Origin of the sequence: Streptomyces odontotermitis (genome assembly GCF_050510915.1) — a bacterium.
Taxonomy (GTDB): Bacteria; Actinomycetota; Actinomycetes; order Streptomycetales; family Streptomycetaceae; genus Streptomyces.
This window is the reverse complement of the sequence record NZ_JBNJLS010000025.1, coordinates 41767-62515: the sequence shown is the minus strand read 5'-3', so window position 1 is coordinate 62515 and position 20749 is coordinate 41767. Positions and strand designations below refer to the sequence as shown.

Annotated in this window: 14 protein-coding genes; 5 read left to right on the top strand and 9 right to left on the bottom strand. The window is 71.7% G+C overall.

The window, feature by feature from the left end; genetic code table 11:
- Window positions 1-15: 15 nt before the first annotated feature.
- The 5 genes from ACQB60_RS40115 to ACQB60_RS40095 all read right to left on the bottom strand — a co-directional run bounded on the left by ACQB60_RS40115 (window position 16) and on the right by ACQB60_RS40095 (window position 7825).
- Complete coding sequence (locus tag ACQB60_RS40115) at window positions 16-516, bottom strand: LURP-one-related/scramblase family protein (protein ID WP_384829352.1); 501 nt, start codon at window positions 514-516, stop codon at window positions 16-18.
- Window positions 517-732: 216 nt separating this feature from the next.
- Window positions 733-3552 (bottom strand): AfsR/SARP family transcriptional regulator, encoded by a 2820-nt coding sequence (locus tag ACQB60_RS40110; protein ID WP_496931034.1) that lies wholly within the window; start codon window positions 3550-3552, stop codon window positions 733-735.
- Window positions 3553-3583: 31 nt separating this feature from the next.
- Window positions 3584-4888 carry a M18 family aminopeptidase gene (locus ACQB60_RS40105; RefSeq protein ID WP_496931033.1) on the bottom strand — a complete coding sequence of 435 codons (1305 nt, stop codon included), beginning with the start codon at window positions 4886-4888 and terminating at the stop codon, window positions 3584-3586.
- Window positions 4889-5006: 118 nt separating this feature from the next.
- Window positions 5007-6833 (bottom strand): acyl-CoA dehydrogenase, encoded by a 1827-nt coding sequence (locus ACQB60_RS40100; protein WP_496931032.1) that lies wholly within the window; start codon window positions 6831-6833, stop codon window positions 5007-5009.
- A gap of 200 nt (window positions 6834-7033) precedes the next feature.
- The gene (locus ACQB60_RS40095) at window positions 7034-7825 is read right to left on the bottom strand and encodes an alpha/beta fold hydrolase (protein ID WP_496931031.1); all 792 of its coding nucleotides are present in this window, start codon (window positions 7823-7825) and stop codon (window positions 7034-7036) included.
- Window positions 7826-7976: 151 nt separating this feature from the next.
- Between ACQB60_RS40095 and ACQB60_RS40090 the strand changes: the two genes are divergently transcribed.
- The 4 genes from ACQB60_RS40090 to ACQB60_RS40075 all read left to right on the top strand — a co-directional run bounded on the left by ACQB60_RS40090 (window position 7977) and on the right by ACQB60_RS40075 (window position 12870).
- Window positions 7977-8471 (top strand): SseB family protein, encoded by a 495-nt coding sequence (locus tag ACQB60_RS40090; protein WP_496931030.1) that lies wholly within the window; start codon window positions 7977-7979, stop codon window positions 8469-8471.
- Window positions 8472-8564: 93 nt separating this feature from the next.
- On the top strand, window positions 8565-10637 hold the full coding sequence (locus ACQB60_RS40085) for a hypothetical protein (protein WP_496931029.1): 2073 nt from the start codon (window positions 8565-8567) through the stop codon (window positions 10635-10637).
- A gap of 120 nt (window positions 10638-10757) precedes the next feature.
- Entirely contained in the window at window positions 10758-11714 is a 957-nt protein-coding gene (locus ACQB60_RS40080; protein WP_496931028.1) for a pirin family protein, read from the top strand.
- 61 nt (window positions 11715-11775) lie between these two features.
- On the top strand, window positions 11776-12870 hold the full coding sequence (locus ACQB60_RS40075; RefSeq protein WP_496931027.1) for an AI-2E family transporter: 1095 nt from the start codon (window positions 11776-11778) through the stop codon (window positions 12868-12870).
- Here the strand turns inward: ACQB60_RS40075 and ACQB60_RS40070 are convergent.
- Window positions 12795-15029, bottom strand: coding sequence for a SpoIIE family protein phosphatase (locus tag ACQB60_RS40070; RefSeq protein WP_496931026.1), 2235 nt, complete (start codon window positions 15027-15029; stop codon window positions 12795-12797). The two genes, ACQB60_RS40075 and ACQB60_RS40070, sit on opposite strands and share 76 nt — an antisense overlap.
- Before the next feature lie 135 nt (window positions 15030-15164).
- Between ACQB60_RS40070 and aspS the strand changes: the two genes are divergently transcribed.
- A complete protein-coding gene (aspS, locus tag ACQB60_RS40065) occupies window positions 15165-16952 on the top strand; it encodes an aspartate--tRNA ligase (protein ID WP_496931025.1) in 1788 nt (595 codons plus the stop codon).
- Window positions 16953-17162: 210 nt separating this feature from the next.
- Here the strand turns inward: aspS and ACQB60_RS40060 are convergent, their stop codons facing one another.
- From ACQB60_RS40060 to ACQB60_RS40050, 3 genes are all read right to left on the bottom strand, one after another.
- Window positions 17163-17333, bottom strand: a complete 171-nt coding sequence (locus ACQB60_RS40060) for a hypothetical protein (RefSeq protein WP_496931024.1) — start codon at window positions 17331-17333, stop codon at window positions 17163-17165.
- 228 nt (window positions 17334-17561) lie between these two features.
- The gene (gene metG / locus ACQB60_RS40055) at window positions 17562-19196 is read right to left on the bottom strand and encodes a methionine--tRNA ligase (RefSeq protein ID WP_496931023.1); all 1635 of its coding nucleotides are present in this window, start codon (window positions 19194-19196) and stop codon (window positions 17562-17564) included.
- A 95-nt stretch (window positions 19197-19291) separates the two neighbouring features.
- The gene (locus tag ACQB60_RS40050; protein ID WP_496931022.1) at window positions 19292-20287 is read right to left on the bottom strand and encodes a VWA domain-containing protein; all 996 of its coding nucleotides are present in this window, start codon (window positions 20285-20287) and stop codon (window positions 19292-19294) included.
- Window positions 20288-20749: the final 462 nt, after the last annotated feature.

Sequence of the window (20749 nt, the reverse complement as noted above, 5' to 3'; positions counted from 1 at the left end):
TGACTGGCCGACTGACTAGTCGTCCCCGTCCCCGCGCTCCTTCTCCGCCAGGCGGATCACGCACACCGCCACGGCGAGCAGGAGCGCGGGGTCGGCGTCTTCCCGGACGATGTTCACGCCGTACGTGTCGCGGACGGTGAGCCAGCGCCGGGAGATGTCCGCGAGCATCTCGCCGTCGTACTCGATGGCGAACTCGCGGTCGAGGATCTTGCCGCTGACGTCGAGCTCGGTGCCGTCGACGAGCTCCACCCGGTAGTGGTTGCGCAGCAGCGACAGGCGCTTGCGCTTGACCTTCGCGAGGGCCTCGCCGTCCCGCTCGATCACCATCGTGTCGCGCAGGGCGAGCAGCTTCGCCTTGATCTCGACGAGGATGCGGCCCTGCATGTCCTTCAGCTCGAAGGTCTCACGCAGGCGCATCGCCTTGCCGTCGACGAAGAAGACCTTGCGGCCCCGGTCGTCCTCGATCCAGTAGTCGTCACCGATGCCGAGCAGCCGGTCGCGTACGAGAAGCTTCATGCCGTCATGCCTACCACCGGGCCGGGCACGGCACAGCCGGCCCGCGCCCCGTGGGGGACAGCAACGCGAGCCGGCTGTGGTCTGTGGGGCGGGGTCCTACTGGAGGGGCCTGTGCCGCCGGGGCCCTGCCGCACGTCGAGCTTCCCGCCCGCCGTTGGCGTTCCGCTAACACCCGACTAACGTGACGTTCTCGCCTTTCAGGGCAGGGGCGCACGGCTATGCGCGGGCATCCGGTATGCCGTTGCGGACCTGCTCCGCACGGCGCCGGTACGCCTCCTCGACCGCGGGGCCTTCGAGGACGGCGGCGATGTCGCCCAGGTGGGTGAGGGCGCGGGCGGTGCGGGCCGGCAGGTCCTCCTCCTCGGTGGCCGCGAGCGCGGCGAGCAGCGCGTCGCGGGCCTCCTGGTGCAGGCCGGCCCGGTGCAGGGCGATGCCGTACGACTCCCAGATCAGCGGCCGCCACCCGGCGGTCTCATTGGCGGGCACGGCGGCGAGGGCGCGCCCCGCGTGCTCGGCGGCCTCCGTCAACCTGCCCTGATTCAGGGCGAGCTGGGCCTGGACGTGATGGTCGAGCATCGGAGCGGTGGCATGGCCCGCGTCCAGCACGGTGCGCCGCGCGTCGGCGAGCGATTCGAGGGCGGCCTCCGGGTCGTTCAGGCGGTTGCGGGCGATGCCGATGAGGACGAGGACCTGGGCGGCGAGCTCCGGCAGGAGCTCACGGTAGGTGCCCAGGGAGTGCTCGAAGTGCTCCTCGGCGAGGGCGAACTGCCCGATCTCCATGAGGAGTACGCCCGTCGTGGACCGCATCCTGGCGGTGCCCTCCCGGTTCCCGGTCCGCTCGGCGGCGGTGAGCCCCGCCTCCAGCGGCGCCTGCCAGCCCGGGTGCGGCCGCCACAGCACCAGCGGCCACAGCAGGGCCGCGAGCCGCCAGGTCCGCTCGTCGTCGCCGAGCCCGGCGGCGGCGAAGACGGCACCGACCAGGCCGTCCTGCTCCACGGCGAACCAGCGGCGCGCCGCGTCCCGGTCCGTGAACTCCGGTACGGGCAGACCGGGTTCGCAGCCGTCGGGCAGCGGGATGCCCCGGTATCCGGTGGTGTCGATGGCGTTCACGGCGGCGTGCGCCGCGCGCAGCCAGTGGTCGACGAGGCGCCGGGTCGCCTCCGGCTCGTCCGGCCCTTCGAGCCCGCGCGCGTAGAGCCGTACGAGATCGTGCAGGGTGTAGCGCCCCGGCGCCTCCTCCTGGAGCAGGTGCGCGGCGGCGAGCCGGTCGAGACCCGCCCGTGCGGTGGCCACCGGGGCCGCGGCGAGCGCGGCGGCCGCGTACACGTCCGTATCCCGCGTGAAGCCGCGCGCGAGCGCCGCGAGCAGTCGCGCGTCTCCCTCCGGCAGCCGCGCGACGGACCCGCTCAGCGCCTTCGCGACTCCCCGGTCCTCGGCGGACAGGACCGCCAACCGCTCCTGTTCGTCGGCGAGTTCGGCCGTGAGCCCGGCCACGGTCCAGTGCCGCCGCCCGCTGACCCGGGCCGCGGCGATGCGCAGCGCGAGCGGCAGCCCGTCGCAGAGCCGCACCACTTCGCGTACGTCGGCGTCGTCCGCGGCTGCTTCCGTCTCGGCGCCGAGTGCGCGGACGAGCAGGCGCGCGCCGTCCGCCTCGGTGAGCACGTCCAGGGGCACGGGCCGGGCCCAGTCGGAGGCGATGAGGCCGTCCAGGCGGGTGCGGCTGGTGACGAGGGTGGTGCAGCCGGGGCCGCCGGGCAGCAGCGGGCGCACCTGTGCGGAGTCCAGGGCGTTGTCGAGGACGACGAGCAGGCGCCGGTCCGCCACGAGGGAGCGGTACAGGGCCGCCGCGGCCTCGGTGGAGCCGGGGATCGCCTGGGCCCGCACCCCGAGGGCGAGCAGGAACTCCCGCAGTACGCGCGCCGGTTCGGTGGGGTCGGTGCCGCTGTGGCCGCGCAGGTTCGCGAAGAGCTGCCCGTCCGGGAAGGCGTCGGCGTGCCGGTGCGACCAGTGCAGGGCGAAGGAGGTCTTGCCGACGCCCGCGGGCCCGGTGATGAGCGCGATGGGGGTGTCGGCCTGCGCGTCCAGGGTCCGGCCGAGGGCGGCGAGTTCATCGGTGCGGCCGGTGAAACCCCGTGGGGGGCGCGGGAGTTGGCGGGGGGCGGTGGGCTCGGCGGATTCCGGGGCCGCCGCGGGGGCGGGCCCGTCCACGGCGGGCTCGGGCGGCGGGGCCAGGCTCTCGGCGCCACCGCCGCTCCTGTCGCCGCTCCTGCCGCTGTTTCCGCTGCCGCCTCCGTTGCCGTCCCCGTTGAGTATCTCCTCGTACGCCTCCCGCAGCGCCGGACCCGGGTCGACGCCCATCTCGTCGGCGAGCAGCCGCCGCGTGCGGTGGTAGTGGCCGATCGCGTCGGACTGGAGGCCGGACCGGTACAGGGCCCGCATCAGGCACGCCACCAGCGGTTCGCGCAGCGGCTTGGCGACGACCTCGGCGCTGAGCAGCGCCACCGCCTGGGCGTGCGCACCGAGTCGGCCGTATGTGCGGGCGAGCTGCTCGACCGTTTCGAGGCGGCTCTCCTCCAGGGCGGCCGCCGAGGCGAGCAGCGGGGGCGTCGCGACGGTCCCGGTGAGCGCGGGGCCCTGCCACAGGGCGAGCGCCTCACGCAGCATCAGGGCCGCGTCCGCCGGGTCGCTCTGCCGCCCCGCGAGCTTCACCAGGTCCTCGAAGCGGCGGGCGTCGACCAGCGTCTCCGGCAGGTGCAGCGCGTACGCCCGTCCCTGCGTGGCGAGTTCGACCCCGTACGCGTCCAGTCCCGCCTCGACGAGCAGCGCGCGCAGCCGGGAGACATGGCCCTGGATCACCGTACGGGCGTGCAGTGGCGGTTCGACGTCCCAGAGCGCCTCGGTCAGGAAGTCCACGGTGACCGGGGTGCCCGCCCGCAGCAGGAGCGCGGCGAGCAGGCTGCGGCGCTTGGCGGGGCCGAGGGGGAGAGGCCCGCTGCCACCGGTGACGGAGACCGGACCGAGCAGCTGGAATTCCACGTGCCGTCCCTCCTCGAACCTGCCTCCCCTCCTAGCCTTGCAGGAACGCCGACAGAGCGTTCGCCAGCATGTGGGGGTCGTCGGCGCCGCACAGCTCGCGGGCGCTGTGCATCGAGAGGATGGCCACGCCGATGTCCACCGTCTTGATGCCGTGCCGGGCCGCGGTGATCGGTCCGATGGTGGTGCCGCACGGCATCGCGTTGTTGGAGACGAACGACTGGAACGGCACGCCCGCCCGCTCGCACGCCGCCGCGAACACCGCGCGGCCGCCGCCGTCCGTGGCGTAACGGTTGTTCACGTTGACCTTGAGGATGGGGCCGCCGTTGGCGCGCGGGTGGTGCGTCGGGTCGTGCCGCTCCGCGTAGTTGGGGTGCACGGCGTGCCCGGTGTCGGAGGAGAGGCAGACCGTCCCGGCGAAGGCGCGCGCCTTGTCCTCGTACGTGCCGCCGCGCGCGAAGACCGAGCGCTCCAGGACCGAGCCGAGCAGCGGGCCGTCGGCGCCGGTGTCGGACTGGGAGCCGTTCTCCTCGTGGTCGAAGGCGGCCAGGACCGGGATGTACGGGAGGTCCGCCGCGCCCGGCGCGGTGACGGTGGCGGCGAGGGCGGCGGTGCCCGCGTGCACGGAGATGAGGTTGTCCATGCGCGGCCCGGCGACGAGCTCGCGGTCCCGGCCCAGATAGGACGGCGCCTCGATCGAGTACGTCATCAGGTCCCAGCCGGTGACCTCGCCCTCGCCGATGCCGTTCTCCGCCTCCAGGAAGCGGATCAGGTCGCCCTCGTGGACGTCGTCGCCGAGGCCCCAGATGGGCTGCATGTGGCGCTGCTTGTCGAGCTTGAGCCCGTCGGTGCTCACCGAGCGGTCCATGTGGATCGCCAGCTGCGGCACGCGCAGCAGCGGCCGGTCCACGTCGACGAGGCGCTGGCTGCCGTCGCGCAGCGAGAGCCGCCCGGCCAGGCCCAGGTCCCGGTCGAGCCAGGAGTTGAGCAGCGGCCCGCCGTAGATCTCGACGGCCACCTGCCGCCAGCCGTGCGCACCGCTGTCGGGCAGCGGCTTCACGCGGAGGTTGGGCGAGTCGGTGTGCGCGCCGACGATCCGGTACGGGGTGTGGGCGGCGGCGCCCTCGGGGACGAACCAGGCGATGATGGCGCCGCCCCGCAGCACGTACTTGCCGCCCGACGTGCCGTCCCAGGCGTCGGTCTCCTCGACCTGCCGGAAACCGGCCTTCTCCAGGCGCTCGGCCGAGCTCGCCACGGCGTGGTACGGCGTGGGGCTGGCCGCCAGGAAGGACATCAGGTCGTCGGTGTGACCGCGGTCGAAGCGGGGCGCGTTGCTCATGCCTGAACCATAACTTCGGAGCCCGGTGGCTTTCCGGGCTGTGGTGATCCCTTTGCCGACCTCACACGCGCGCGGCCCGGCCGGATGCGCCGGCCGGGCCACACACGTACGGCTGGGGCTAGAACGCCGCCTCGTCCAGCTCCATCACGTCCAGGTCGACGCGCTCGGAGAGCTGGCGGGCCGAGGTGACGCCCGGCAGGACGTTCGCGGCGAAGAACTTCGCGGCCGCGATCTTGCCCCGGTAGAAGGCGACGTCCTTGGCGGAGGCCGTCTCCAGCTTCTCGGCGGCGACGGCGGCACCGCGAAGCAGCAGGTAGCCGACGACGACGTCGCCCGAGGCCATCAGCAGGCGCGTGGTGTTCAGGCCCACCTTGTAGATGGACTTCACGTCCTGCTCGGTGGCCGCGAGGTCCGTCAGCATGGCGCCGACGATGGCCTCCAGGTCCACGGCGGCCTGGGCGAGCGCCTCACGGGCGGCGGCGAGCTCCTCGCCGCCGGTGCCGACCGCGAGGAACTTCTTGATCTCCTCGGCCAGGCCGTTGAGCGCGGCGCCCTGGTTGCGGACGATCTTCCGGAAGAAGAAGTCCTGGCCCTGGATGGCCGTGGTGCCCTCGTAGAGGGTGTCGATCTTGGCGTCCCGGATGTACTGCTCGATCGGGTACTCCTGCAGATAGCCGGAGCCGCCGAAGGTCTGCAGCGACTGGGCCAGCTGCTCGTACGCCTTCTCCGAGCCGTAGCCCTTCACGATCGGCAGGAGCAGGTCGTTCAGGGCGTGCAGCGCGGACGCGTCCTCGCCGGCCGCCTCCTTGACCTGGATGTCGTCCTGGACGGCCGCGGTGTGCAGGACCAGGGCGCGCATGCCCTCCGCGTACGCCTTCTGCGTCATCAGCGAGCGGCGCACGTCCGGGTGGTGGGTGATCGTCACCTTGGGCGCGGTCTTGTCCATGAACTGGGCGAGGTCCGGGCCCTGGACGCGCTCCTTGGCGTACTCCAGGGCGTTCAGGTAGCCCGTCGACAGGGTCGAGATCGCCTTCGTGCCGACCATCATGCGGGCGAACTCGATGATGCGGAACATCTGGCGGATGCCGTCGTGCTTGTCGCCGATCAGCCAGCCCTTGGCGGGGTGCTGGTCGCCGAAGGTCATCTCGCACGTGTTGGACGCCTTGAGGCCCATCTTGTGCTCGACGTTCGTCGCGTAGACGCCGTTGCGCTCGCCCAGCTCGCCGGTCTCCCAGTCGAACTCGAACTTCGGGACCAGGAAGAGCGAGAGGCCCTTGGTGCCGGGGCCGTGGCCCTCGGGGCGGGCGAGGACGTAGTGGAGGATGTTCTCCGACATGTCGTGCTCGCCGGACGTGATGAAGCGCTTCACGCCCTCGATGTGCCAGGAGCCGTCCTCCTGCTGCACGGCCTTGGTGCGGCCCGCGCCCACGTCCGAACCGGCGTCCGGCTCGGTCAGGACCATCGTCGAGCCCCACTGCTTCTCGCAGGCGATCTCGGCGATCTTCTTCTGCGCCTCGTTGCCCTCCTCGAAGAGGATGCCCGCGAAGGCGGGGCCCGAGGAGTACATCCAGACCGCCGGGTTGGCGCCCAGGATCAGCTCGGCGAAGGCCCAGATGAGGGAGCGCGGCGAGGTGGTGCCGCCGATCTCCTCGGGCAGGCCGAGGCGCCAGTACTCGGAGTCCATGAACGCCTGGTAGCTCTTCTTGAAGCTCTCCGGGACCGGCGCGGTGTTGGTCTCCGGGTCGAAGACCGGCGGGTTGCGGTCGGCGTCGGAGTAGGACTCCGCCAGCTCGTTCTCCGAGAGGCGCAGGATCTCGCTCAGGATGCTCTTGGCGGTCTCGACGTCCATCTCCGCGAACGGGCCGCTGCCGTACAGCTTGTCGCGCCCGAGCACCTCGAAGAGGTTGAACTCGATGTCGCGGAGATTCGACTTGTAGTGCCCCATGGCGACGTCTCCGTAAGCAGGAAAGGGATCATCAGGATCAGTACCGGTTAGTAGCTACTGATGATGCTACCCGTCGGTAATAAGGCGCAACCCCTGATGCCCGAAGTGTGAGCGCTGTCGCTCTTGGCCGCATCGTGCGGCCAACTGTTTTCGTCGCCCGGGACCCGCCCCCGCCGCCGCCCGCGCGGGGGCCGCCCGCGTCACGCGCCGTGCGCGGCCAGGAACTCCGTGAGGAGCCGGGCCCAGGCGGCCGGGGCCTCGGCGAAGGGCAGATGGCCGGTGGCGATCTCGGACAGTTGAGCGCCCGGGATCCCGGCGGCCACCTCGCGGTGCAGGGACGGCGGGACGAGGCGGTCCCCGGTCGTCGAGACGACCAGCGTCGGGGCGGTGATCCGGGCCAGGTCCGCGCGGACGTCGAGCCGCTCGACCAGGGAGGTGTGCTCGGGGGTGCCGGCGGGGGCCGTCTGCGCCGTCCCCTTCAGGGTCGCCGCGAGCTCCTCGGGGCCGAGCGAGGCGAGGGCGGCCGGGCTCAGGGCCAGCGGGACCAGGGCGAGCGCGAGGCGGTCCCGGTCGGTCTCGAAGAGCTCGCGCCAGAGGGTCGCGGCCAGGCGCAGGTGGTTGTCGGCGCGGGCGAAGGGGGCGGTCAGGACGAGGGCCGTCACGCGCTCGGGGTGCCGGGCCGCGAGCCGGACCGCCACCGCGGTGCCCAGCGAGTACCCCGACACCGCGAACCGGTCAAGGCCCTCGGCGTCCGCCGCGGCCGTCAACTCGTCCACCAGCGCGTCCAGTTCGAGCGGCGCGGTGGCGCGCGGGGTCGCGCCCGTGCCCGGGTAGTCGACACCGACGGCCGTGCGGCTCGCGGTCAACTCCCCCAGGACCGGGCCGTAGTTGGCCTCGACCGAGCCGCCCGCGCCGTGGGCGAGGAGGAGGCCGGGGCCGGTGCCGCGGACGGTGCGGGCGTACGAGGGGGCGGCAGGGGCGGCGTACGGCATGGGGAACTCCCGGGGCGTCGAAGGTGCGGTGCGCTGAATGTGTAGCGCTCGATACAGAAAGACCGTAACCAGTCACCCGCCTATTGTCTAGCGATCACTACAGAAAAGATCCGGCCCCGGTGCCCCGGCGGGTCTCGGTACCCTTGCGCCCATGTACGGCTACGACCAACACGCGGGCGCCGGCCAGGGTTACGCGCCGCCGCAGCCTCCGCCGCAGGGCCAGATGCCCGGCGGCTACGGCCAGCAGCAGCCCCACCAGCAGCAGGCCCCGCTCTACCCCGAGCCGTCGCCCCCCTCGCTCGCGGACGCGGTGCGCGCGTTCACCACGGGGTCGATGTCCGCCGAGGACTTCCAGCAGGCGTTCGCGACGTCGAAGGTCTACTGCCCGCGCGGCGACAACCCCGGTTTCCTGGCGCTGCACAACACCCAGCAGCCCGTGATCCCGATGTTCACCTCCCTCAAGGAGCTGCGCCGGTACGCGGGCAAGGACTCCAAGTACTTCGTGATCACCGGCGCCGAGGTCATCGACCTGCTGCCCACCGGGTACGGCTTCGTGCTCGACATGGAGGGCGAGCACCGGATGGTCTTCGACGCGAAGGCGGTCGAGCAGATGGTCGACTTCGCGATGCGCCGCATGTACGGGTAGGGCGGATAGGAACGCCCGTACGGCGCACCCCGCTCGCGATCGGTCGCTCTGCGTGACTGAATCGCGAATATGTGGAGCAAATCGTCACTCTGGGTGCGCGCTGCGCGAGGTCTCACGCTGCTCGCCCTGGCCGCCGCAGGCCTCGTCCTGCCCGCGGCCACCGCGTCGGCCGACACGTTCATCGACGAGACCTTCGCCGGGTCCGAGGTCGACACCGGCCAGTGGTACAGCCGGGCCCGCGGCGGCCAGGACCCCGACGGATGGGCCTGTCTGACCGGTGACCGCGGCGCCCAGGGTCCGCTCAAGGGCTGCCCCAAGGGGGCGTCGAGGGACCAGGCGGGGCGCGGGGCGCTCCGGCTCACCAGCAATGACTTCCGGCAGAGCGGCTTCGCGCTGATCGACGAGGCGCTGCCCTCGAACGCGGGCATCTCGGCCACGTTCGACCAGTACCAGTACGGGGCGACGACGCCGCGCGGCGCCGACGGGATCAGCTTCTTCTTCCTGGACGGCAAGGCCGCGCCCCGGGACGCGGGCCACTACGGGGGTGCGCTCGGCTACTCCGGGATCGAGGGCGGCTATGTGGGCGTGGGCCTCGACCAGTACGGCAACTTCACCAACCCGCCGCAGGCCAGGGGCAGGGGCGGCCCCGGCCGGGTGCCGAACACGATCGGCGTGCGCGGCGCCCTCGCCACGCAGAACGCGTACATCCAGCACCACCGGTTGCAGCGTCCGCTCGCCGTGCCCGGCGAGAAGAGCCGGGCGAAGGCCCGCAGGACCGTGAAGGTCGAGCTCTCCACCGCGCTCCAGCTGGCCGTCTCCATCGACTTCCACGACGGGCACGGGATGAAGCGGGTGCTCGGGCCGCTCGACCTCGGCAGGCTCAAGGGCCAGCCCGCCGTCCCGGAGACGCTGAAGCTGGGCTTCGCCGCCTCGACCGGGGCGTCCACGGGCTTCCACGAGATCACCAATGTGAAGGTGACGACGCTCGACCCGGATCTGTACGTGACGGAGTCCGTACAGGGCGAGTTCCGGGTCGGGGGCACCGGGCAGCTCGTCCTGGACGTCGGCAACCGCAGGCTCGCGGCGCCCAGCAAGGGCGTGACGACGCTGACCAAGACGCTGCCGCCGGGCCTGACCCCGAAGGTGGTCTCGGCGCCCGGCTGGGAGTGCGCGGTCAAGGAGCAGAAGGTCGCCTGCACCCGGCCCGACGTGATCCAGCCGGGCACGGCCGCGCCGCCCGTCGTCCTCGATGTGACGGCCGGGCCCTCGGCGACCGGCGAGGCACCCAGCGACGCGGTGGTGCGCGGCGAGACGGACGCCGACCTCAACCCCCGTGACAACCGCGTGCAGTTGCCCATCGACGTGGTCAACGAGGTGGGCCTCGGCATCTCCGAGACCGCGGACCCCGATCCGTATGTCCCGGGCGAGGACCTCGCGTACACGGTGGTCGTGACGAACGACGGGCCCGGCGCGGCGAAGGGCGCGCGGGTGACGTCGGGGCTCCCCGAGCCGCTGCGGCACTTCACGTGGAAGTGCACGGGCGCGGACGGCGGTGCCTGCCAGGACGGGACCGGCACGGGCCCGGTCGACCAGCGGGTCACGCTGCCGCCGGGCGGCCGGGTCACCTATGTCCTGACCGGCCGGGTGCCCTCCTCGGTGGCCGGACCGCTCACCGCGGCCTCGGCCGTGGCGCCGCCGGACAACTCCTCGGACCCGGACTGCGACCCGGTCTGCCGGGACAAGGCGGAGGTCCAGCCGCGGCCGCACACCGCGCTCTCGGTCCAGCAGTCGCACACGCCCGACGAGTACAAGGCGGGCGACCGGCTGACCCTCAAGGTGGGCGTCCACAACGCCGGTCCCTCGGACGCGATCGGGGTACGCGTGCGGGACACCCTGCCGGAGTGGCTGAAGGGCTTCAGCTGGCTCTGCTCGGCGAAGTCGCCCAGTTCGTGCGGGGACGGCCGGGGCGTCGGGGACCTCGACACCACGGCGGACATCGTGGCGGGCGGGGACGTCACGTACACGTTCGTGGGCGTCGTGCCGCCGCGCGTGGCCGGGAACGAGGCGACCGTGGAGCCGCCGGACAACTCCGTGGAGCTGACCTGCCGGGGCAGCTGCTCGGCGGCGGACCAGGTGAGCGTGGGCGGGAGCCGCCCGCAGCGGTAGCGATCAGTTCCGGCCAGCGCCGACGCCCGGAGGGAATCCCCTCCGGGCGTCGTGCGTTCCTCCGAGTGGCAGAAAGTTCTACGTTCAACTAAACTGAGCGTACGAGAAGGAGGCACCCCCATGCCCGCTGTAACCGTCGAGAACCCGCTGACCCTGCCCAAGGTCGCCGCGTCGGCCGATGCCGTGGCCCGCCCCGTGCTCGCCGTGACGACCGCGCCCAGCGGCTTCGAGGGCGAGGGCTTCCCGGTGCGCCGCGCGTTCGCCGGGATCAACTACAAGTACCTGGACCCGTTCATCATGATGGACCAGATGGGCGAGGTGGAGTACGAGGCCGGGGAGCCCAAGGGCACGCCCTGGCACCCGCACCGCGGCTTCGAGACGGTCACGTACCTGATCGACGGCACCTTCATCCACCAGGACTCCAACGGGGGCGGCGGCACCATCCGCAACGGCGACACCCAGTGGATGACGGCCGGTTCCGGCCTGCTCCACATCGAGGCGCCGCCGGAGTCCCTCGTCCAGTCCGGCGGGCTCTTCCACGGCCTCCAGCTGTGGGTGAACCTGCCCGCCAAGGACAAGATGATGAACCCCCGCTACCAGGACATCCGCGGCGGCCAGGTCCAGCTCCTGTCCTCGGCGGACGGCGGCGCGCTGCTCCGCGTCATCGCGGGCGAGCTCGACGGGCACGAGGGCCCCGGCATCACGCACACGCCGATCACCATGATCCACGCGACCGTGCGGCCCGGCGCCGAGGTCACGCTGCCCTGGCGCGAGGACTTCAACGGACTCGCGTACGTCCTCGCCGGGCGCGGCTCCGTGGGCGCCGAGCGCCGGCCGGTGCACGTCGGCCAGACCGCGGTCTTCGGCGCGGGCTCGTCCCTGACCGTCCGCGCCGACGAGAAGCAGGACGCGAACGCCCCCGACCTGGAGGTCGTCCTCCTCGGCGGGCAGCCGATCCGGGAGCCCATGGCGCACTACGGCCCGTTCGTGATGAACACCCGCGACGAGCTCCAGCAGGCGTTCGAGGACTACCAGAAGGGCCTCCTCGGCACGGTGCCTGCCGTCCATGGGATGTAACCCTCCGGGACGCGGACGCGCATAACGTGCACGGGATCTGACGGCGTGTTCGGGTAGGAGGGTGCACACCCTCCTGCCCGAACCGGCCCGCCGCACCGCGGCCTGGTGCGTCGTCGCCCTCCTGGTCACCGGCGTCGCCGCCGTGGGGATCTGGCTCTGCGTCACCTTCAAGACGGCCGTCACCCCCGTTCTGCTCGCCCTCCTCGGCAGCGCCCTGCTCGGCCCCCTGCACCGGCGCCTGCTGAAGATGAAGGTGCAGCGCTCGCTGGCCGCCGGACTCACCTGCGCCGCCGTCGTCGCGGTCGTCGGCGGCGCCGTCTACATCGTCGTGCGGGCGCTCATCGAGTCCGGGGACCAGATCGTCGCCTCGGTGAAGAAGGCCGCCGAGAGCGTCACCAAGTACTTCGGCGCCGCCGGGACCTCCCTCGACGACATGGCCTCCAACGCCAAGGACCTGCTCGGCAAGTTCGGCGGGACCGCCGCGTCCGGGGTGATCAGCGGGCTCAGCACGGTCGGCGAGATGATCGCCATGGCGGTGCTCGCGCTGCTGCTCGTCTTCTTCTTCCTGCGCGACTCCGAGCGGGCCATGGGCAGCCTGCGCTCGCTGGCCCCCGGCGACAGCGCCGACTCCGTCGAGGCCATCGCGCGCCGTGCCTTCGAGGCCATCGAGGGCTTCATGCGGGGCACCACGATCATCGCGTTCATCGACGCCACCTGCATCACCGTCGGGCTGCTGATCCTCGGCGTCCCCGGCGCCGTGGGCCTCGGCGCCCTCGTCTTCGTCGGCGCCTACATCCCGTATCTGGGGGCCTTCCTGTCCGGCGCCGTCGCCATCCTCGTCGCGCTCGCCGACCGGGGGTTCGTGATCGCGCTGTGGGCGCTCGGCGTCGTGCTCGCGGTGCAGGTCCTGGAGGGGCACATCCTGCAGCCGATGATCCAGTCCCGCACCGTCCAGATGCACCCGGCCGTCGTCATGCTGGCCATCACCGCGGGGGCGTCCGTCGCCGGGATCCTCGGGATGCTGCTCGCGGTGCCGCTGACGGCGGCCGCGTTCGGGGTGGTGTCGGAGCTGCGGGGACGCTACGAGGGGGCGGCGGGGTCGGGCGCCGCGTCCGCTTCCGATGCCGCGTCGGACGACGCCGGCGGGCGCTCGTAGAGCTCGAACCAGATGCTCTTTCCGTCGCCCCGCGGGTCCACGCCCCACGCGTCGGCGAGCAGCTCCATCAGCACCAACCCCCGCCCGGACGAGGCGAGTTCGCCCGGGTGCCGCTTGTGCGGCAGGTCGTCGCTGCCGTCCGCGACCTCGGCCCGCACCCGGCGGGCCCCCGGCCGCCCCGCCACCTCCGCGACCAGGAGGGCGTCCCCGTCGGTGTGCACGAGGACGTTGGTGACCATCTCCGACACCATCAGGACCGCCGAGTCGACCTGATCGGGGTCGGCCCAGTCGTGCAGCAGGTCCCGCAGGTGGCGGCGGGCGCCCGCGATCCGCTCCGGCTCGGCCTGCGCCACCGTCATCACGGTGCGGCGGGCGTCGGTGCGCTCCTGCGGGCGCGGGGAGCGGGCGAGCAGCAGGACCGCTATGTCGTCCTCGCGGCGGTCGATGAGGGGGCCCGTGGTGTGGTGCGAGGAGGGCCCGTGCACGGCCTGGACCAGGGCGTCGGCGAGCAGCTCCAGGGAGGCGTCCTCGTTCCCGGCGTCCCCCGGGACGTGCTCCTCCAGGATCGTCCGGATCCGGGACCAGCCGCTGTCCAGGTCGTGGCCGCCCGTCTCGATCAGGCCGTCCGTGCAGATCAGCATGGTCTGGCCGGGTTCGAGGACGAGACGGGTCGTGGGGTAGTCGGCGTCCGGGTCGATGCCCAGCGGCAGGCCGCCCGCGGTGGGGCGGACCAGGACGGTGCCGTCGGCCATGCGTATCGCCGGGTCGGGGTGGCCCGCGCGGGCGATCTCCAGGACCCCCGTCGCCGGGTCCGCCTCCACGTACAGGCAGGTCGCGAAGCGCGCGTCGCCCGGGTCCGCGCCGGGCTCCCCGCCCGTGCCGGCGGCGAAGCTCTCGGTGATCCCGGACAGGAAGCGGGTGGCGCGGCTGAGCACCGCGTCCGGGCGGTGCCCCTCGGAGGCGTACGCGCGCAGGGCGATCCGCAGCTGCCCCATCAGGCCCGCCGCCCGCACGTCGTGCCCCTGCACGTCGCCGATGGCGAAGGCGATGCGGCCGCTGGGCAGCGGGATCATGTCGTACCAGTCGCCGCCCACCTGCAGCCCGCCGCCCGTCGGGACGTACCGCGCGGCCACGCTCATCCCCGGGATCCGCGGCCCCAGCAGCGGCAGCATCGAGCGCTGCAGCCCCTCCGTCAGCTCCCGCTCCGACTCGGCGGTGCCCGCCCGCGACAGGGCCTGCGCCAGCATCCGGGCGACGGTCGTCAGGACGGAGCGCTCGTCCGGCGTGAACGACACCGGGTACTTGAAGGCCGCCATCCAGGCGCCCATCGTCTGGCCCGCGACGGTCAGCGGCAGAAAGGCCCACGACTGCCGGTCGAAGCGCGAGGCCAGCGGCCACGTCGCGGGGTAGCGGGCGCGGTAGTCCTCGGGCGAGGAGAGATAGACGGCGCGGCCGGTGCGCACCACCTCGGCGGCCGGGTAGTCCGTGTCCAGGGGCATGGCGGCGAGCGGGTCGTCGTCGGGGTAGCCGCGGTGGCCGTGGTGCCCGATGACGGTGAGCCGGTCGCCCTCGGAACCGAAGACGGCGAGACCGTCCGGCGAGAACCCCGGCATGGAGAGCCCGGCCGCGACCCGCAGCACCTCCTCCGTGGACCGCGCCTCGGCGAGCGCCCGCCCCGCGTCGAGGAGGAAGGCTTCCCGCGACCGCCGCCAGTCCCCGGTCACGGGGGAGCGGGAGGCCGCGCCGGCCGGGGAGTCGGCGACCTCCTGGATGGTGCCGATCAGCTCGTACGCCTCTGCGGAGTCGTGCACGACCGGCCGGGTCCGGCTGCGCACCGTCCGGATGACCCGCCCCTGCTCGTCCATGACCCGCAGCCGGGCCTCGGCGAGGGTGCCCTCGGCGACGGCGAGCTGGACGATGCCGTAGATCTCGTTCCAGTCGACCGGGTGGAAGCGGGCGCGCGAGCCCGCCTCCGTCAGGGTCGTGGGGCGCGCGGGCAGTCCCATGAGCCGGGCCGCCTCGGCGTCGAGCGTCACCGTCCCGGTGGCGTTGTCCCAGCGCCACAGGCCGGTCGCGATGGCGGCCAGGACGTCGCGCACCGGCGGCAGGGAGCCCTCCCCCTCGGCCCCTGCCGGATCGAGGAGATCGTCGGTGCGCATTGCCCCACTCTAAGAAGACCTCCGCCGGGCCCGCCACCGAGAGTTATTCCGGGCGAAGCGATCTTGGGACGGACGGTAGCCTTGGTTCCTGGTTCTCTCTGTGCTCCCTCTACTCCAAAGGCTGGATGAACGACGATGCACCGGTACAGGTCTCACACCTGCGGCGAGCTCCGCGCCTCTGACGTCGGCAGCGACGTCCGGCTGAGCGGCTGGCTGCACAATCGCCGGGACCTGGGCGGCATCCTCTTCATCGATCTCCGCGACCACTACGGCATCACGCAGCTGGTCGCCCGCCCGGGCACCGCGGCCGCCGAGGTCCTGGACAAGCTCTCCAAGGAGACCGTCGTCCGCGTCGACGGCAAGGCCGTCTCGCGCGGCGCGGAGAACGTGAACCCGGAGCTGCCCACCGGCGAGATCGAGATCGAGGCCAGCGAGGTCGAGGTCCTCGGCACCGCCGCCCCGCTCCCCTTCACGATCAACGCGGAGGACGGGGTCAACGAGGAGCGGCGCCTGGAGTACCGCTTCCTCGACCTGCGCCGCGAGCGCATGCACCGCAACATCATGCTGCGCAGCGCGGTCATCGCCTCGATCCGCTCGAAGATGGTCGCGCTCGGCTTCAACGAGATGGCGACGCCGATCCTCACGGCGACGTCGCCGGAGGGCGCCCGCGACTTCGTGGTGCCCTCCCGTCTGAACCCGGGCAAGTTCTACGCGCTCCCGCAGGCCCCCCAGCAGTTCAAGCAGCTGCTGATGATCTCGGGCTTCGACCGCTACTTCCAGATCGCGCCCTGCTTCCGTGACGAGGACGCGCGCGCGGACCGCTCGCCGGGCGAGTTCTACCAGCTCGACGTCGAGATGAGCTTCGTCGAGCAGGAAGACGTCTTCCAGCCCATCGAGAAGCTGATGACGGAGCTCTTCACGGAGTTCGGCGGCGGCCGCGAAGTGACCTCCCCCTTCCCCCGCATCCCCTTCCGCGAGTCGATGCTGAAGTACGGCAACGACAAGCCGGACCTGCGCGCCAAGCTCGAACTCGTCGACATCACCGACGTGTTCGAGGGCTCCGACTTCAAGGCGTTCGCGGGCAAGCACGTCCGCGCGCTCCCGGTCCCGGACACGGCGTCCCAGTCCCGCAAGTTCTTCGACGGCCTCGGCGAGTACGCGGTCGAGCAGGGCGCTAAGGGCCTGGCCTGGGTGCGCGTCGCCGAGGACGGCTCGCTGACGGGCCCCATCGCGAAGTTCCTGACGGAGGAGAACGTCAAGGTCCTGACCGAGCGCCTGGGCCTGGCGGCCGGCCACGCGGTCTTCTTCGGCGCGGGCGACTTCGACGAGGTCTCGAAGATCATGGGCGCCGTGCGCGTCGAGGCGGCCAAGCGGGCGGGCCACTTCGAGGAGGGCGTCTTCCGCTTCTGCTGGATCGTCGACTTCCCGATGTACGAGAAGGACGAGGAGACCGGCAAGATCGACTTCTCCCACAACCCCTTCTCGATGCCCCAGGGCGGCATGAAGGACCTGGAGGAGAAGGACCCGCTGGATATCCTGGCCTGGCAGTACGACATCGTCTGCAACGGCATCGAGCTGTCCTCGGGTGCGATCCGCAACCACGAGCCGGACGTCATGCTCAAGGCGTTCGAGATCGCGGGCTACGACGCGGAGACGGTGGAGCACGAGTTCGCGGGCATGCTGCGCGCGTTCCGCCTCGGCGCCCCGCCGCACGGTGGCATCGCCCCCGGCGTCGACCGCATCGTGATGCTCCTCGCCGACGAGCCGAACATCCGCGAGACGATCGCCTTCCCGCTGAACGGCAACGCCCAGGACCTGATGATGGGCGCGCCGACGGAGCTGGACGAGTCCCGCCTGAAGGAACTCAACATCTCGCTGCGCAAGCCGGTGGCTCCCGCGAAGGGGGAGCAGGGGGAGAAGTAGTCCTCGCTGTACGGAGGTTGGGCCCGGGGGGTGGTGAATATCCCCCGGGCCCTTCGCCGTTGGGGGGCCTCGGCTCAGCCCGAACGCGGGACCACCAGCCCCGACTCGTACGCCGCCACCACCGCCTGGGCCCCTCGCCCGCCGCCACCACCATGAGGTGCTCGGCCTGACCGGCGCTCTGTGACGGGTCGTGGCTACGCGGTTACGTGGTTACGCGCACTGGGCCTGGGTGGCCTCGGCCCACTCGGCGACCAGGCGCTCGTACTCGCGGCTCTGCTCGGGGCGGAGCCGGCCGCCGGCGCGGAGCCAGAGCGCGCGTATCTCCTCGTTCACCTCGGCCGCGGAGCGCGGACCGTCAGGGGTGGCGGGAGTCGTGGTCATACCGTGAAGCCTACGGAGTTCGATGTGAAGGAGACGTCAAAAACGGGCGAATGTGATCGGTATCGCTTCGTCATTTTCGGGTAGGTCTGTGCAGCCGGTTGGGTAGGTCAGTGCAGCCGGTGCGGATGGACGGAGCATCAACGTCCGCTGAACGCCGTGCCAAACGGTAAGAGCCGGAACCGCGGCGCGCGGTTCCGGCTCCTGCCGAATCGATGAACTAGCTCGCTGTTACGCCGACTTCGGCTCCTCCAGGCGCGGGAACAGCACCGCGCCCTTCGTCACCGTCGAGCCCGCGGGGAGCCGCCCCCAGGTGCCGGCCGACTGGACCGGCTGGTCGGCGAGGGCGCCGAGCGACGCCTCCGCGCCGAGGGACTCCCAGAGCTTCTGTGAGGTCTCCGGCATGATCGGGTTGAGCAGGACGGCCACGGCGCGCAGCGACTCCGCCGCCGTGTAGAGGATCGTGGCGAGGCGGACCTTGCCCTCGTCGGAGTCGTCCTTGGCGACCTTCCACGGCTCCTGCTCCGTGATGTAGCCGTTGACCAGCTTCACGAAGTCGAAGACCGCGAGGATGCCCGACTGGAAGTCGAGCTCCTCGCCGATGGCGCGGTCGGCCTGGGCGACGGTGGCCGCGAGGGCGTCGTGGAGGGTCTTCTCCGCGTCGCCGTCGGCCGCCGAGGCGGGCAGGGAGCCGTCGAAGTACTTGCCGACCATGGCGGCCACGCGCGAGGCGAGGTTGCCGTAGTCGTTCGCCAGCTCGCTGGTGTAGCGGGCGGTGAAGTCCTCCCAGGAGAACGAGCCGTCGCTGCCGAACGCGATGGCGCGCAGGAAGTACCAGCGGTACGCGTCGACGCCGAAGTGCGAGGTCAGGTCCTGCGGCTTGATGCCGGTCAGGTTCGACTTCGACATCTTCTCGCCGCCGACCATCAGCCAGCCGTTGGCCGCGACCTTGCCGGGGACCGGCAGGCCCTGCGCGAGCAGCATCGCGGGCCAGATCACCGCGTGGAAGCGGAGGATGTCCTTGCCGACGAGGTGCACATCGGCGGGGAAGGTGGTGTCGAACTTCTCCTGGTTCGCGCCGTAGCCGACGGCCGTCGCGTAGTTCAGGAGCGCGTCGATCCAGACGTAGATGACGTGCTTGTCGTCCCAGGGGACCTTGACGCCCCAGTCGAAGGTCGACCGGGAGATGGAGAGGTCCTGCAGGCCCTGCTTGACGAAGTTCACGACCTCGTTGCGCGCGGACTCGGGCTGGATGAAGCCCGGGTTCGACTCGTAGAGCGCGAGGAGCTTGTCGCTGTACTCGCTCAGCTTGAAGAAGTAGTTCTCCTCGCTGAGGATCTCCACGGGCTTCTTGTGGATGGGGCAGAGCTTCTGCCCCGCGAACTCGCCGCCCGCCTCGCCGTCGATGAGGTCGCCGGGGAGCTTGTACTCCTCGCAGCCCACGCAGTACGGGCCCTCGTAACCGCCCTTGTAGATCTCGCCCTTGTCGTAGAGATCCTGGACGAACTCCTGCACGCGGTCCGTGTGGCGCTTCTCCGTGGTGCGGATGAAGTCGTCGTTCGCGATGTTCAGGTGCTCCCAGAGGGGCTTCCACGCCTCGGTGACGAGCTTGTCGCACCACTCCTGGGGCGTGACCCCGTTCGCCTCGGCCGTGCGCATGATCTTCTGACCGTGCTCGTCCGTGCCGGTGAGGTACCACACCTTCTCGCCGCGCTGACGGTGCCAGCGCGTGAGCACGTCGCCTGCGACGGTCGTGTAGGCGTGGCCCAGGTGAGGAGCGTCGTTTACGTAGTAGATGGGGGTCGACACGTAGAACGCCTTCGCGTTCTCGTTCGCCCCCTGCTTCTCGGATCCAGTGGCCGCCATGGTCGAAATCCTAACGGCCTGACGGAGATCCACTCACCTCGATTGCCGCTGGTACCGAGGGGTGGACGCGCCGTGCGCCCACCCCTTGTCACGGCTTACGGGCGCCAGGCCGCCAGGAGGCCCTCGTAGAGCTCCTTGTCGGTGAGCTCGCGGGGGGCGGGGCCCGCGTGGAAGAACGCGGCGTTGTCCGCCTTCAGCCTGCGCAGGTAGTCGAAGCCCTTGGCGTCGTGCTCACCGAAGGCGACGAACTGGAAGAAGAGGGGGTGCTTCGCGGCGTCGGCCAGCGCCTGGGTGGCGGGGCCCTTCGCGTCCGGGGCGCCGTCCGTCTGGAACACGACGAGGGCGGGTTCGCCCGCGTGCTCCGACTTCTCGTAGTGGGCCACGACCTCTTCGATGGCGCGGTGGTAGCTGGTGCGGCCCATGCGGCCCGCGTCGGCGTGCAGCTGGTCGATGCGGTTCTCGTGCTCGGGGAGGGTGAGGGTCGCTGTCGCGTCGATGTCGGTGGAGAAGAAGACGACGTGCACGGAGGGGGTGGCGGGGTCCGGGGCCGTGTGCGCGGCGAGCGCGAGGACCTGGTCGCCCAGGGCCTGGGCGGAGCCGTCCTTGTAGTACGGGCGCATGGAGCCGGAGCGGTCCAGGACGAGGTAGAGGGGGGCGCGGGTGCCGGTGAGGTCGTTCTTCTTGAGGGCCGCGGTGGCCGCCTTGTAGGCGGTGGCCAGGGAGGGGGCGGTGCGCTTGAGCTTGGCGAGGGTGAGGGCTGGGGCTGGGGCTTGGGGGGCCTCAGCCTGCGGCTCGCTGGGCTCGCTGGGCTCGGAGGACTCGGGGGCCTCGGGGGTCTCGGGGGTCTCGGCGTCCTCCGGCTGGCCGGGCTCGGGGGTCCCCGCGTCCGGGGATGCGGGCTCCTCAGCCTCCGGCTGGCCGGACTCCGAGGCTTCTGCCTCCGGCGTGGTGGGTTCCTCAGCCTCCGGCTGGCCGGACTCCGAGGTCTCCGCCTCCGGCGACGTGGGTTCCTCAGCCTCCGGTTCGCTGGGCTCCGGCTCTGCCGGGGCGGGGTCCGGGGTGCGTTCCCGGGACGGTTGCGGGACCGTCACGTTGTCGAATGCTGCCGCGACCAAGTCGTCCACCGGGTCCGGGGTGGGTTCCGGGGAGGGGGACGGGACCGTGGCCTTGGGCTCGGGGGTGGGTTCCGGGGAAGGGGACGGGACCGTTGCCCTCGTCGACGTCGACGTCGACGTCAACGAGGATGTTGAGGTTGATGTTGAGGGCGACGATGTCGACGCAGTCGAGGGAGTCGGCGTCCCGGACGCGGCTGTCGCCTCCGGCTCAGCCTTCCGTGAGCGGCCGAACGCGTTCCGCAGGCGGTCCAGAATGCCCATGTGCGCAACCCTTCGCGTGAGTTGGTTCCCAAAAGTCCCTGAAATCCCTGGCCAGGGCGGACACGTAAGGTTAGCCGCCTCGAAAAGCGATCTTGGGCAGGGGCGGCGACCGTCACCCTCCCGTACCACCCTCGCGTCAACTCCCCCTCGTGCGCCACGGATTCATCCTCCGTTCAC